Annotated in this window: 10 protein-coding genes and 1 riboswitch; of the genes, 4 read left to right on the top strand and 6 right to left on the bottom strand. The window is 63.2% G+C overall.

The features are described 5' to 3' along the window. Positions 1-2: 2 nt before the first annotated feature. The gene (locus C7446_RS13915; RefSeq protein ID WP_121173726.1) at positions 3-2,219 is read left to right on the top strand and encodes a xanthine dehydrogenase family protein molybdopterin-binding subunit; all 2,217 of its coding nucleotides are present in this window, start codon (positions 3-5) and stop codon (positions 2,217-2,219) included. A gap of 128 nt (positions 2,220-2,347) precedes the next feature. Beyond that, the gene (locus C7446_RS13910) at positions 2,348-3,241 is read left to right on the top strand and encodes a polysaccharide deacetylase family protein (RefSeq protein ID WP_121173725.1); all 894 of its coding nucleotides are present in this window, start codon (positions 2,348-2,350) and stop codon (positions 3,239-3,241) included. Between the two features lie 96 nt (positions 3,242-3,337). Here the strand turns inward: C7446_RS13910 and ahcY are convergent, their stop codons facing one another. The 5 genes from ahcY to C7446_RS13885 form a co-directional block, all read right to left on the bottom strand. Further along, on the bottom strand, positions 3,338-4,762 hold the full coding sequence (gene ahcY / locus C7446_RS13905) for an adenosylhomocysteinase (protein ID WP_121173724.1): 1,425 nt from the start codon (positions 4,760-4,762) through the stop codon (positions 3,338-3,340). A gap of 22 nt (positions 4,763-4,784) precedes the next feature. Next, positions 4,785-4,874: riboswitch (S-adenosyl-L-homocysteine riboswitch) on the bottom strand. Between the two features lie 13 nt (positions 4,875-4,887). Continuing rightward, entirely contained in the window at positions 4,888-6,048 is a 1,161-nt protein-coding gene (gene metK, locus C7446_RS13900; protein ID WP_121173723.1) for a methionine adenosyltransferase, read from the bottom strand. A gap of 125 nt (positions 6,049-6,173) precedes the next feature. Next, positions 6,174-7,820 carry a glycine/sarcosine N-methyltransferase gene (locus C7446_RS13895; RefSeq protein WP_121173722.1) on the bottom strand — a complete coding sequence of 549 codons (1,647 nt, stop codon included), beginning with the start codon at positions 7,818-7,820 and terminating at the stop codon, positions 6,174-6,176. Positions 7,821-8,807: 987 nt separating this feature from the next. Next, positions 8,808-9,944 carry a glycerate kinase gene (locus C7446_RS13890; RefSeq protein WP_121173765.1) on the bottom strand — a complete coding sequence of 379 codons (1,137 nt, stop codon included), beginning with the start codon at positions 9,942-9,944 and terminating at the stop codon, positions 8,808-8,810. Between the two features lie 142 nt (positions 9,945-10,086). Continuing rightward, on the bottom strand, positions 10,087-12,099 hold the full coding sequence (locus C7446_RS13885) for a BCCT family transporter (RefSeq protein ID WP_121173721.1): 2,013 nt from the start codon (positions 12,097-12,099) through the stop codon (positions 10,087-10,089). A 296-nt stretch (positions 12,100-12,395) separates the two neighbouring features. Here C7446_RS13885 and C7446_RS13880 point away from each other — a divergent pair, with 296 nt between their 5' ends. Together C7446_RS13880 and C7446_RS13875 are read left to right on the top strand one after the other, a co-directional pair. Further along, positions 12,396-12,992, top strand: coding sequence for a hypothetical protein (locus C7446_RS13880; protein ID WP_121173720.1), 597 nt, complete (start codon positions 12,396-12,398; stop codon positions 12,990-12,992). Then, positions 12,989-13,411 (top strand): hypothetical protein, encoded by a 423-nt coding sequence (locus C7446_RS13875; protein WP_121173719.1) that lies wholly within the window; start codon positions 12,989-12,991, stop codon positions 13,409-13,411. Before C7446_RS13880 ends, C7446_RS13875 begins: the two co-directional genes overlap by 4 nt. On the opposite strand, the gene C7446_RS13870 is transcribed toward C7446_RS13875, so the two are convergent. Continuing rightward, positions 13,394-13,822: an HIT family protein gene (locus tag C7446_RS13870; protein WP_245977854.1), complete on the bottom strand. Its 429-nt coding sequence runs from the start codon at positions 13,820-13,822 to the stop codon at positions 13,394-13,396. The two genes, C7446_RS13875 and C7446_RS13870, sit on opposite strands and share 18 nt — an antisense overlap. Between the last annotated feature and the right edge of the window lie 93 nt (positions 13,823-13,915).

Raw genomic sequence — 13,915 nt, 5'->3', positions numbered from 1 at the left:
CCATGAGTGACAGCATTATCGGCGCTGGTCCCAGACGTATCGACGGGCGCCTCAAGGTGTCCGGTGCCGCCCCCTATGCCGCTGACCACTATCCCGACAACATGGCCTATGGCTACGGGGTGTTCAGTACCATTGCCAGCGGTCGTGTCACCAATATCGACCTGAGTGAGGCCCGCAGGTCACCGGGCGTGATCGACATCTTCCATCACGGTCACTTCCCCTCGCTCTATCACACGCCTTCCTCGATGATGCAGGGCAACAAGGTCGAGGAGACCCGGCTGCCGTTCGAGGATGATCGCGTCTACTACGAGGGTCAGTTCGTCGCGCTGGTGGTGGCGGACAGCCTGGAGAACGCCCGGGCCGCGGCCTACAAGGTGAAGGTCAGCTATGATGAGGAGAAGGCGATTGCCAACCTCGATCAGGGCGTCAAGGCGCACGGTACGCAGAAGGGCAAGGGAAACCATTCACGCGGTAATCCCGGGGCCTCCTTCGAAAGCGCCGCTCACAGCATCGATTATACCTATGCCACGCCGGTGGAGACCCACAACCCGATGGAGATGCATGCAACCGTCGCTTCGTGGCGGGGCGATCGGCTGCATGTCTACGAGTCCTCCCAGGGGGTGCTGCAGGAGAAGGGCGCACTGGCCAAGATCTTCGGCATTGCGCCCAATCAGATCGAGGTGGAATCGCCCTTCATCGGCTCGGGATTCGGCAGCAAGCTGTGGATGTGGCCCCATGCGGTCACCGCGGCGGCCGCGTCACGCGAGACCGGCCGCCCGGTGCAGGTGGTCGTGCCACGTCAGCAGATGTTTACCACCACGGGGCATCGACCCGAGACCCGTCAGCGTCTGCGCCTGGCAACGGATAATCAGGGGCGGCTGGTTTCGGTCCGGCACGAATCGATCAACGCGACTTCGTTCACTGATCAATACGTTGAGACCTGCGGCAGCGTCACCAAGAGTCTCTACTCCTGTGACAACGTGCTGGTGAGTCACGAAACCACCCGGGTCAATCGCGGGACACCAACCTCGATGCGCGCTCCCGGAGCGGCGCCAGGACTGTTTGCGCTGGAGTCGGCGATTGATGAGATGGCGATCGAGGCGGGCATTGACCCGGTCGAGTTTCGTTTGAACAACTATGCCGACCGCGATGAAAGCCAGGATCTGCCGTTTTCCAGTAACCACATCAAGGACGCCACCCGCCAGGCGGCCGAGAAGTTCGGCTGGTCGAAGCGCACGCCCGAGCCGGGCTCGATGCGCGAGGGAAACGAGTTTGTCGGTTACGGCATGGCCGCGTGCAACTGGGAGGCGATGCGGTTCCCCTGCGATGCCCGGGTCTCGCTGCGTGCCGATGGCACGGCCTATGTGACCTGCGCCACCCAGGATATCGGGACCGGCACCTATACCATCGTCGCTCAGGCGGTCAGCGATGTGACCGGACTGCCGCTGGAGCGGATCACCGTCAAGCTGGGCGATACCTCCTACCCCGAGGGGCCGCTTTCGGGCGGCTCCTGGACCACCGCCACCACGCTGCCGGCCGTTGCCGAAGCCAGCCGCAAGGCGATCGAGCAGCTCAAGAGTCATGCCACCTCCGGCCAGGGCGCGTTCAGCGACGTGGCCGCCGAAGATTTGAGCTTCGAAAACGGTCAGCTCAGTCACAACGGCCGCGCGATGGACTACACCGAGGTGCTCGGTGCCCAGCGGCTGGCCAGTGCCGACGGCGAGGCGCATACCGGCGGGGCGGATACCAGCAAGTACTCGTTCCGCTCCTTCGGCGCCCACTTTGTCGAGGTGCGCTGGGATCCCGGCATCTCCAACCTGCGGGTCAGCCGGGTGGTCAGTGCCATCGATGTGGGACGGGCCATCAATACGCTGACTGCCCGCAACCAGGTGGAAGGCGCCGTGGTCATGGGGCTCGGCATGGCGCATTTCGAGGCTACCGATTACGACCATCGCAATGCCCGGCCGGTCAACAACAACTACGCCGAGTATCTGGTCGCGACCCATGCCGATCAGCCGGAGATCGATGTCATCCTGCTCGACAATCCGGACTATGAGTTCAACGAGTATGGGGCCCGCGGCATCGGTGAGATCGGCATCACCGGCATGGCCGCGGCGGTCGCCAATGCGGTCTATCACGCGACCGGCAAGCGGATCCGCGAGCTGCCGATCAGCAAGGACAAGCTGATGGAGGGTATTCCCGAACCGCAGCGTGCCTGAACCGGGTCGGGAAGGAACCGCTATCGCAGGCTGCCTCCGGGCACCTGCGGTTTTTCATGGCCGAATCTGCCGTCGTGCTGCCGGCGCCTGCCGCCGGTGCGGCGGCATCCACTGGCAGGGAGCGCTGCATGCCGCCACCACCGCGTCATCATGGTCGCTTTGACTATCGACCGATCACCGATCGGGATCGCTGGCGCTGGCCGAACGGGGCAGGGCTTGCGGTCTACATCGGGTTCAATCTCGAGCATTTCGCCTTCGGCTGCGGGCGCGGTGCCGGTATCGCGCCGCCGGCCCCGGAGGGCGAGCCGGATGTGCTCAACTACGGCTGGCGCGAGTACGGCAACCGGGTCGGCGCCTGGCGCTGTCTGGAGCTGTTTGACACCCTGGGGCTGTCGGTGGGAGCGATCGCCAACACCGCCATTCTCGATCACTGCCCGGCACTGCTCGATGCCTTCGAGGCGCGCGGCGATGAAATCATCGCGCACGGGCATACCAATGCCGAGCGCCAGGGGCAGCTGGCGCGGGCGGACGAGCAGGCACTGATCGAGTCCTGCCAGCAACGACTGACCGAGCGCTACGGCCGGGCACCGAAGGGCTGGTTGTCACCCTGGATCTCCGAGAGCAAGCACACCCCCGATCTGCTGGCGGGGTGCGGTTTCGACTATACCCTCAACTGGGCGCATGACGAGCGCCCCGGGCGCATGGCGACCACGCATGGCGCACTCTGGTCGATTCCCTATCCCCAGGAGCTCAATGACATCCCCACCATCGTGCCGCATCGCGTCAGCATGGGGGAGTTCGTCACCATGGTGCACGATCAGTGCGACGAGCTGCTCGAACAGGCGCGTCATCAGCCCCTGGTGATGGGGATCGCCCTGCACCCCTATATCGTCGGTCAGCCGTTCCGGCTGCGCCGGTTGCGCGCCCTGCTCGACACCCTGGCAGGTTACCGCGACCGCGGGCTGCTGTGGTGGACCACCCCCGGCGCCATTCAGCGGCATGTGGCGGAGGGCGCCGCCTGAGCGGCAACGCAGAAAGCCCGGACCCACGGGTCCGGGCTTCGCCGGTCAGGGGCCGCGAACAGGACAGTGGCCCGCCTGCACGCGGCTGACGCTCTCTCAGTAGCGGTAGTGTTCCGGCTTGTAGGGGCCTTCGGTGGCCACCCCGATGTACTCCGCCTGCCAGGCCGAGAGCTCGGTGAGCGAGGCGCCGATCTTCTCCAGATGAAGCGCGGCGACTTCCTCGTCGAGCTTCTTCGGCAGCACGTAGACCTCCTGCTGATAGCGGCCGTCGCGGTTGTGCTGGAACAGCTCGATCTGCGCCAGCACCTGGTTGGTGAAGCTGTTGGACATCACGAAGCTGGGATGGCCGGTGGCGCAGCCCAGGTTTACCAGCCGACCCTCGGCCAGCAGGATGATCTTCCTGCCGTCGGGGAAAGTGATGTGATCCACCTGCGGCTTGATGGTGTCCCACTCGTACTGACGCAGGCTGGCCACGTCGATCTCGTTGTCGAAGTGACCGATGTTGCAGACGATTGCCTCGTCCTTCATGGCCTTCATGTGCTCATGGGTGATGACCCGGAAGTTGCCGGTGGCGGTGACGAAGATATCCGCCTTGTCGGCGGCCTCGTCCATGGTCACCACGCGAAAGCCCTCCATGGCCGCCTGCAGGGCGCAGATCGGGTCGATTTCGGTAATCCAGACGGTGGCGCCCAGACCGCGCAGGCTCTGAGCCGAGCCCTTGCCGACATCACCGTAGCCGGCCACCACGGCAATCTTGCCGGCGATCATCACGTCGGTGGCGCGCTTGATGCCGTCGACCAGCGATTCGCGACAGCCATAGAGGTTGTCGAACTTGGACTTGGTCACCGAGTCATTGACGTTGATCGCAGGGAAGGGCAGTTCACCGTTGCGCGCCAGCCGATAGAGGCCGTTGACCCCGGTGGTGGTCTCCTCGGTAACGCCCCGGATGGCGTCCCGCAGCCTCTGGTAGTAGCCGGCCGGCTTCTCCTCGAGGCGCTTGCGAATGGCGGCAAACAGGGCCTTCTCCTCGTCGCTACCCGGATTGTCGAGCACCGAGGGGTTCTGTTCGGCCTTCGCCCCCAGGGTAACGACCGTGGTGGCATCACCGCCATCATCGAGAATCATGTTCGGGGTGCCGCCGTCATGCCAGTCCATGATGGCGTGGGTATACTCCCAGTACTCTTCGGTGCTCTCACCCTTCCAGGCGAAGACCGGGATGCCGGAGCGGGCGATCTCGGCGGCAGCGTGATCCTGAGTGGAGTAGATGTTGCACGATGCCCAGCGCACCTCGGCACCGAGCTCCTTGAGGGTCTCGATCAGTACCGCGGTCTGGATAGTCATGTGCAGTGATCCGGCGATGCGCGCGCCCCTGAGCGGCTTGTCGGTGCCGTACTTGTCGCGCAGTGCCATCAGCCCCGGCATTTCGGTCTCGGCGATCTTCATTTCCTTGCGGCCCCAGTCGGCCAGTGACAGATCGGCGACCTTGAAATCTTCCTTCACTGCTTCGGCTACAGCGTTCATGGTTTCACTCCCTGATGAAAATGAAAGCCGAGCGCCGTTGTTGGCAAGGTAAGGGGGTGGCTTCTGCTGCCGAGCCTGGCCGGTCGAACCGGCTGCAGCGCTCCTCGGCGCAGACCCCGACGGGCTCAGAGGCCCGCGGCGGATCTGAGCTGTTCGGCCCGGTCGGTGCGCTCCCAGCTGAAGGCGGCGTGCTCACGCCCGAAGTGGCCGTAGGCGGCTGTCGGCTGATAGATGGGACGCTGCAGATCCAGCATCCGCAGGATGCCGTAGGGACGCAGATCGAAGAACTCGCGGGTCAGCTCTTCCAGCTTGTTTTCGGCAATCTTTCCGGTACCGAAGGTGTCGATGGTGACCGCGGTGGGTTCGGCTACGCCGATGGCATAGGAGACCTGGATTTCGCACTTCTCGGCCAGCCCGGCGGCGACGATATTCTTGGCCACGTAGCGGCAGGCATAGGCGGCACTGCGATCGACCTTGGAAGGATCCTTGCCGGAGAAGGCACCGCCGCCGTGGCGGGCCATGCCGCCATAGGTATCGACAATGATCTTGCGCCCGGTCAGACCGCAGTCGCCCACCGGCCCGCCGATCACAAAGTTGCCGGTCGGGTTGATGTGATAGCGGGTATTGCGATCGAGCCACTCCCCGGGCAGCACCGGCTTGATGATCTCCTCCATGACGGCTTCCCGGAGATTGCCCTCGGAGATGCTGTCGGCGTGCTGGGTGGAGAGCACCACGGTATCGACCCCGACCGGTTTGCCGTCGTCGTAGCGGAAGGTGACCTGGCTCTTGGCGTCGGGGCGCAGCCAGTCCAGGGTGCCATTGCGGCGCAGCTGGCTCTGACGTTCGACCAGACGGTGCGAGTAGGTAATCGGCGCCGGCATCAGTACGTCGGTCTCGTTGCAGGCGTAGCCGAACATCAGCCCCTGGTCGCCGGCACCCTGATCCTCGGGCTTCGAGCGATCCACGCCCTGGGCGATATCCGGCGACTGCTTGCCGATGGCGTTGATCACGGCGCAGAGATCGCCATCGAAGCCAACCTCGGGGTTGTCGTAGCCGATGTCGTTGATGGTGCGACGCACCAGATCCTCGTAGTCCACGCTGGCGGTCGTGGTCAGCTCACCGGAGATGATGGTCAACCCCGTCTTGACCAGGGTTTCGCAGGCCACCTTGGCATTTTTGTCCTCGGCCAGTACGGCGTCGAGGATCGCATCGGAGATCTGATCGGCCAGCTTGTCCGGATGCCCTTCGGAGACGGACTCGGAAGTGAACAGATGCTGTTTACCCATGTGGTTCGACTCTCTGTGGTCTCGTTATCGAATGAGGCCGTGCCCATGACTGACGACGTGATCCGCGGACACGGCCGCCCGGGCCTCTCCCGGCAGCGGCCGGCAGGGGCGTTGGTGCAGTGTCGTCAGGCGGGTTTGCGAAACAGGAAGAAACCCCAGGCGAGATGGCCGTTGTTGCCACCATCCACCCAGTGCTGCAGACCCTGTTTCATGCGGATCGTATAGTCCTGGCTGATGGCGCGGGCCATCTCCTGCTCGCGGGCGGTGAGCTCGTCATGAATGCGCCCGTAGTGCCGGGCCACCATGTCGGAGTGCTCTTCGAAGGAGACTTCCTCGAGCCCCAGTTCACCGAGCGTCTCGCGATAGAAACCGGGGGAGCCGAGGGTGTCGAGGTGAATGCGATCGAGGATCGGCTGCAGTACACCAGCAGGGCAGTTGTCGGTCTGCATCGGGTCACTGAACATGAAGTGGCCACCGGGGCGAAGCACCCGGACCACCTCCTCGAGCACGCGGCGACGGTTGCCGCTGTGCAGGATGGCATCCTGTGACCAGACCACATCGAAGGCGTTGTTCTCGAAGGGCAGATCCTCGAAGCTGCCGTCGATGATCGTGACCAGCTGATCGAGCCCCTGGGCACGATTGGCTTCCCGGCCGCGTTCGTTTTCGGTTTCGCTGATGTTGAGGCCGGTCACCCGGCAACCGTAGGTACCGGCAAGATGCCGAGCGGAGCCGCCGTAACCGGAGCCGATGTCGAGCACCTTCGACTCCCGGCCCAGCCCGGGGATAGAGGCGGCCATGCGGTCCACGGTACGTCGGCTGGCGTCAAAGACCGATTCGTCTTTCGTGGTGTAGAGCCCGATGTGGATATCCTCGCCACCCCAGAAGGTGTGGTAGAAGTTGTCCGCGTCGCGGCTGTTGTAATACTCGCGCGCCTTCTCGCCTGCGGCGGTGTAACGCTCTTCGCTGCTGCCGCCGGTGTCGTAGCTCTTTTCGGCCAGGTGAATGAAGAAGTCGGGTTCGGTGTCGCGGTAGGTTTGCTGGAAATCGCCGTAGGTGGTGACCTTCTGGAAGCCGACCTCGCGCAGCAGCCGGCGCAGGTACTCCTTGCGCAGCGGAAACATGTTGAGGTAGTAGACCGACTCGTCGGGGAAGTTGTAGCGAAAGCGCGCCAGCCCCTCGTCGATGTATTCGGGATAGACCGAGATGTTGTCGCCGCAGTAGTAGTAGGTGTGCTTGCTGGAGTAGCCGTGATCGAGCATGGCATCGTAGTTGCGCTGATCGATGATCAGCAGGCCGTCATGCTTGAGGGTGGCGTAGAACTCGGCCAGCGCCTTGCGGCGATCGTTTTCCGAGAACAGGTGGGTAAAGGAGTTGCCCAGACAGATGATGGCATCGAAGTGCTCGTGGATGTCGCGATTGAGCCAGCGCCAGTCGACCTGCACGGTGCGCAGGATGTGATCCCGCAGTCGACCGTTTTCGAAGGCCTTGGAGAGCATCTCGGGGCTGCCGTCACAGCTGACCACCTCGAAGCCGGCCTCGATCAGGCGCGTGGAGTGAAAACCCGTGCCGGTGGCGATATCCAGTACCTTGCGCGCGCCGCGACGGCGCAGCACATCGATGAAGAAATCGCCTTCGCTCTCGGCCCGGCTCTCCCAGTCGATGAGCTGATCCCACTTGTCGACGAATCCCTCGATGTACTCCTGCTGATAGTGCTCCGAATCGCGACAGGCGACCGGATCGCTGCCGAACTGCTGTTTTTCTGCTGTGGCCATCGAAGTCTCCTTTCCGGGTTGTTGGACTGTGGCGATGTCCGCCGTGCTCCGGCCGGGACAGCGGATCGCGATCGGCAGGGCACAATGTTTCCCGGATCGGACCCATGGGCCCACTCCACGGCACGGTCGGAATCGCACCGAACCGGCTCGGCCTGCCTGTGTTGCGCTTGTTGCGACCTGCTGTCCGGTGCCGGCCCTGTCACAGCCGCGGCAGCCCGGATGAAATTGATGTGTCCTGTTCCCCGAGTGAGGGTGGGCCCGAAGATGATGCTTCCGTCAGAATTCATCCCGCAGCACGACCGAGGAACGTTTCTTAACCTGGATAAGGTTTTCGGGGAATTCAATACCCCCGTAGGCACCGGATCACGGTTTGGCAACCTCGAAAATGACGCAAGTGCCCATGAGAAGCGTCTTTTTCCGCGTCAGAATGAATCCGAAAAAAGTTGAAAATGAGCCGCACGAATACAGCCGTGACCGGATCGGATTGACCCGGAGACTGGTGACGCTATACGGTGCCTGATCTGTAGAGGGTGGAAGTTACTGGACTGAACGATCGTTCAGTTATCGTGGAATGAACGCTGTCACCGCGCGGCCGGAGGGCGAATCTAGCGTTTGAGAAAATGCCCTGTTACTGGTGCATAATGCAATGCGGATGCACACCAATGGTGAAATAACGCCTCAGGGAAGAGTCGGATCGTATCCGGTAATTCTCCCTTTTCTGTCATGTTAATGACATTGTCGTGGCCGTTTTGCTTCACGAAGGGTGCCCGTAAATCGGTAGTGACAGCCGGAGGTTACGGCAGGCAGGCTGTCATGATGGCCTGACAGTGGCCGGACGATTGGCAATGTGTTGTCCGGTTTCTGATCAGGGGTTCAATATAAAAAAGGCCTGCGTGAAGGAGCGTCTTGCGCCGGCCTTCAGTGGCAGGATCACCGGGTGGCAGGTCTGAACCTGCTGACCCGGTGCAGGTGCTGCGTGCGCCGGATTCAGGCCGGACGGGCGGTGAACAGGCGTGCGACCGATTCGGCGCGATCGGTCAGCAGCTCGGTGCAGCGGGAGAGGGCGTCATCCAGTGACAGCGGCCCATCGGCCAGCGCGAAGGCGGCGGTCATGCCCTCTTCATGTACGGCCTGCCAGCCTTCTCCGAGTCGACCGACCAGCGCCACCGTCGGGATGCCGTCGCGGCAAGCCCGCCGGGAAACCCCGATCGGGGTCTTGCCGGCCAGACTCTGGCCGTCGAGCTGGCCTTCACCGGTGATCACCAGATCCGCCAGCTGCAGCAGTGAATCGAAGCCGACCGTTTCCATTACCAGTTCGATGCCGGGTCTGAGCCGGGCGCCGCAAAAGGCCAGTGCGGCATAGCCCATGCCCCCGGCCGCGCCCGCGCCGGGGTCGTTGCGCGGATCGCGCTCGAGCCGCTCCGCCATGCAGTCGGCAAGCCGGGCCAGGCCGTGATCGAGATGATGAATGGTCCCGGCGTCGGCGCCCTTCTGCGGGCCGAAGATGGCGCTCGCCCCGCGCGCGCCGCACAGCGGATTGTCGACGTCGACCGCCGCTTCCATGGTCAGCCCGGCCAGCCGCGGGTCGAGCTGCGTATCGTCGATCCGGTGCAGCCGGTCCAGTGCGCCGCCTCCCGGCGGCAGCGGCTGATCATCGGCATCCAGAAAGCGCATGCCCAGGGCCGTCATCATGCCGGTCCCGCCATCGTTGGTCGCGCTGCCGCCCAGCGTCAGGACCAGATGTTCGGCGCCCTCATCCAGGGCTTCCAGGATCAGTTCGCCGACGCCGAAGGTCGAGGCCCGGGTGGCATCACGTTCCTCGCGGGCGAGATGCTGCAGACCACTCGCCTCGGCCAGCTCGACGATGGCAGTGCGACTTTCTCCGATCCACCCCCAGCCGGCCTGACGCGGACGGCCCAGGGCATCGTGTACCCGGCATTCGCGCCGTTCGGCCCGGGTAGCGGCCAGCACGGCCTCGAGCGTGCCTTCGCCGCCATCGCCCAGCGGACAGGCGGTCAGCTCGGCATCCGGCAGGGCACGCGCAAGTCCCCGGCGTATCGCTTCGGCCGCCTCGCGGGCAGAGAGGGCATCCTTGAAACTGTCGGGGGCAATCAGAATGTGCATGGGCTCGCTCGCTTTGATCATCGAATGCTTCCTCCAGGATAACACCCGCTCCTGCCTCCTGCCGCAACCGGAGAGGGCCGGATACGGGCATAAAAAAACCCGCGGCAGGGCCGCGGGCTGGAGAAAGTGATGCCGCCTGAAATCAGCGGATCAGATGCAGGAAGTGCAGGTGCTTCTCGTACTGGTCGAGGATATCCCCGATCACCTGCTGCTTGGAGTAGCCCATGATGTTGTACTGCTGGCCACCCTCACGCAGGAACACCTCGGCACGATAGTGACTGCGCTTCTCGTTGCTGGTGTTGCGCCGCACGCTGTTGAGCGTGAAAGAGGGTGGGGCATAGGAGCGTACCCGCACGCCATAAACGAAATCGATTTCTTCGCCATGGCCGACCCGCAGATAGCAGCGGTCGTCCTCTTCGCTCACCGAAGTTTCGAGATTCTGGTTCTCGTACTCCTGACAGACCTCCTTCATGGCAGGCGCTACTGTTTCATGCAGGAACTTGTTGACCTGCTGACGGCGCGGCGAAGAAACCAGCGTCTGCAGGCGATCCTGCCAGTAATCGCCGCGTTCGGCACCGCCGCTGCCGACACGGGAGACGTTGCTGGGCGTATTCATCATATGGCGCATGCTGTCCTGCTTGAGCGCTTCTATACGCAATGCCTTGAACAGTCCGTAACAGACTGCCAGAAGGATGAACACAAAAGGCAGTGCTGACATCAGCGATGCGGCCTGCAATGCAGAAAGACCGCCCGCAAGCAGGAGCGCAAAGGCCACAATACCTTCGGAGACCGCCCAGAAAACCCGTTGCCAGGTGGGCGACTCTTCGCCATCCGTGGACGTCAGCATGTCGATGACCAGCGAACCGGAGTCCGACGAGGTCACGAAGAAGGTTACGACCAGCACGGTGGCGATGATCGACGAAATCCAGGCCAGCGGGAAGCGATCCAGGAAGTGGAAAAGTGCCGTCGAGCTATTAGCCTGAACCTGGCTGATCAGATTGTCGGCAGCGCCGCTCATGATGCCGTGCAGGGCGGTATCGCCGAAGACTGATAGCCAGATAAAGGTCACGCCTGCCGGAACGAACAGTACACCCATGACGAATTCGCGGATGGTACGACCACGCGATACACGCGCGATGAACATGCCGACAAAGGGCGACCAGGCAATCCACCAGGCCCAATAGAACAGGGTCCAGCTGCTCAGGAAGCTGTCAGTATCACTGTTGCCGGTATAGGCAAAGAGGTTGAAAGTGTCGCTGACCACCGAGGAGAAGTAGTTACCGATGTTCTGGGCCAGCGACTGGAAGATGAACAGGGTCGGGCCCACGATCAGTACAAAAGCCAGCAGAACGACCGCCAGCCACAGGTTCCACTCCGACAGACGGCGGATGCCGCCATCCAGACCGAGTACCACCGAGGTGGTGGCCATGACGGTGACGACAGCGATCAGAATGAACTGCACGAAGATGTTCTGCGGGACGTCAAACAGATAGTTCAGGCCGGAGTTGACCTGCAGAACCCCGAGGCCTAGCGAAGTCGCCACGCCGAACATGGTGCCGAATACAGCGAACACATCCACGGTATGACCGATGGGGCCATAGATACGTTTACCGATCAGCGGATAGAGCGCCGAGCTGATCCGCAGCGGCAGACCGTGGCGAAAGCCGAAATAGGCCAGCGACAGGGCCACTACAATATACACACCCCAGGCATGCAGGCCCCAGTGGAAGAAAGTGGTTTGCATGGCCTGCTTGGCCGCAGCGGCACTTTCCCCTTCACCCAGAGGCGGGTTGGCGTAGTGCATGACCGGCTCGGCCACGCCGTAGAACATCAGGCCGATCCCCATGCCGGCCGAAAACAACATTGCAAACCATGAGCCATAACTGAACTCAGGCTCGCTATGATCGGGGCCCAGCTTGAACTGACCGTAGCGGGAAAGCCCCATCACCAATGAAAAGATCAGAAAAATACCCATGGACAGGAGGTAGAACCATCCAAAGGTATCGATAATCCAGCCTTGGGCAGCATTGAATACCTTGCCCGCAGTGCTCGGCGTAATCACACCAAACAGTACAAACGCCAGGATTACTGCTGCAGAAGGGTAGAAGACGGGCGGATTGATCCCCGCCTTGGTAGGCTTTTCGGCTTCTGCCATAAGGAAGACATCCTGTTTAAGGGTTATAGACGATAATTATATCTTATTGAAACGCAGTATACACGACGTGCGAATTGACATCTCCACCATAGATGACGTGTCAACGTTTGAGTAGCCCGGGCTCATGGCAGGCGTTTATACAAAAGCGTCCACCGGGGCGCTTCCCGTGCCCCTTTCCGGGTCCCCGCGACCCCGGATGGCGAAGGGTGTATGGGCAGCGGGCGATCGAGCTGCCATGCTGAAGCCACCGGTGACAAATCGTCGGAGCGCCGGGGCCATCTGCCGGGAGAAACGCGATGCGTGACGCATGGATCCTTCTGCTGCTCGGGGTGCTGGCCGGGATGAGCGGCTGTGCCGCCTATCGCACTCAAGACCCGCTGGCTTTCGCGGGCAGCCAGGTGCTGCCCGCCAGCTGTCGGCAGCCGCATCCGGGCTCCCGGCTGCAGCAGGTATCGGCCGCGGCCGGTGCGCTGGAGTCGATGGGCTATCAGGTGCGCAATACCGATGCCGACCTGGGGCTGGTGACAGCCGAGCGGCGCACCTCGATGCCGGGGCTGGGGGCGGTCGATGAGCCCTATGTGACCGGCTGGGGCGGGCGCTATCGGCACGGTTTCGGGTTCGGCGCCGGCTTTGGCGGCTATCACAGCCCCTGGGGCGTATTCGAAGGGGACCCTGTCAGGCTGGAGCGGGTCTCGGTGGCCCCGGTCGACGAGACTGCCGGCACGGCTGCCGATCCGGCGCTGGCCGTCACCCGGGAGGTGTCGGTGGTCATGCCCGACGGTTATGTGCGCTATCGCGACCTCGAGCTGCCGGAGGACTTCTGTCAGCGCCTGCATCAGTCGATCGACGAGCAGCTGCAGACCGCCCACCATACCGTGGAGCCCGCGACATGAAGCGTGCATTGACAGCGCTCGGGCGACTGCTCCGCCATGGCGGGCTGCTGCTGATGGTCGGCTGGCTGCTGTATGGCTGTGCGACCGCCACGCTGCCGTCCGAACCCCGGATAGCGTCTTTCCGGGCTGCTCCACAACAGGTACTGAAGGCCACCCAGGCGACCCTGATCGAGCAGGGTTTCGTCATTCTCCACGGGGATCGCGCATTGGGGCGCCTGACCGCGGAGTATCCCCGGCGGCCGCCTCTGACGCTGAACGCCCGGGTCAGCGCGCAGGTCGGCGGTACCCTTCTTTCGGTAACCGCCCATAGTGGCAGTCAGGCACTGGCACCGCCCGAGCTGGACAATCTCATGACGGCCATTCACGAGCGGCTGGGCGAGGGCGTTTTCGGCCATCCCGGCTCAGATGTCGTCCAGTGACAGCTTCTCAAGGGCGGCCAGCCGCTCATCGCGCCGGGCCTCGCTCAGGGGCTCCGGCTGGCCGTGGCCCCAGACCGGGCCGGGCCAGGCGGCATCCTCCCGGTGGCGCAGCAGCACATGCACATGCAGCTGCGCCACCCTGTTGCCCAGCGCGCCGATGTTGACCTTGTCGGCAGGGAAGGCCCCGTGCAGCGCCGCGCCCACGGCATCGACCTCCCGCCAGAGCTGATCACGTTCCGGCGAAGGCAGCTGAAAGCTCTCCCGGATCTCCGGACGCCGGGGAATCAGCAGTGTCCAGATGAAGCGGGCGTCGTTCATCAGGCGCCACTGGGATAGTGCGAGTTCGCGAATCAGCAGGCTGTCGGTGGCCAGCTGTGGATGCAGTTCGAAATCCATGTGTTCCTGGTGCATTGCGTTTCAATCCCTTCGATCGGTGAGGGTCAGCCTGCCGCGTCGCCCGCTCGCCGTCCAGGGCGCCCATGGCCGGCCGGCGCTGGCCGTTTT

Origin of the sequence: Kushneria sinocarnis (assembly GCF_003633775.1) — a bacterium.
Taxonomy (GTDB): domain Bacteria; phylum Pseudomonadota; class Gammaproteobacteria; order Pseudomonadales; family Halomonadaceae; genus Kushneria; species Kushneria sinocarnis.
This window is presented reverse-complemented; position numbering and strand designations above follow the sequence as displayed.

Bases quoted from the DNA above. Each gene is read 5' to 3' on its own strand.
- C7446_RS13915 (WP_121173726.1), top strand. From the start codon at position 3: ATGAGTGACAGCATTATCGGCGCTGGTCCCAGACGTATCGACGGGCGC.
- C7446_RS13910 (WP_121173725.1), top strand. From the start codon at position 2,348: ATGCCGCCACCACCGCGTCATCATGGTCGCTTTGACTATCGACCGATC.
- ahcY (WP_121173724.1), bottom strand. From the start codon at position 4,762: ATGAACGCTGTAGCCGAAGCAGTGAAGGAAGATTTCAAGGTCGCCGAT.
- metK (WP_121173723.1), bottom strand. From the start codon at position 6,048: ATGGGTAAACAGCATCTGTTCACTTCCGAGTCCGTCTCCGAAGGGCAT.
- C7446_RS13895 (WP_121173722.1), bottom strand. From the start codon at position 7,820: ATGGCCACAGCAGAAAAACAGCAGTTCGGCAGCGATCCGGTCGCCTGT.
- C7446_RS13890 (WP_121173765.1), bottom strand. From the start codon at position 9,944: ATGCACATTCTGATTGCCCCCGACAGTTTCAAGGATGCCCTCTCTGCC.
- C7446_RS13885 (WP_121173721.1), bottom strand. From the start codon at position 12,099: ATGGCAGAAGCCGAAAAGCCTACCAAGGCGGGGATCAATCCGCCCGTC.
- C7446_RS13880 (WP_121173720.1), top strand. From the start codon at position 12,396: ATGCGTGACGCATGGATCCTTCTGCTGCTCGGGGTGCTGGCCGGGATG.
- C7446_RS13875 (WP_121173719.1), top strand. From the start codon at position 12,989: ATGAAGCGTGCATTGACAGCGCTCGGGCGACTGCTCCGCCATGGCGGG.
- C7446_RS13870 (WP_245977854.1), bottom strand. From the start codon at position 13,822: ATGCACCAGGAACACATGGATTTCGAACTGCATCCACAGCTGGCCACC.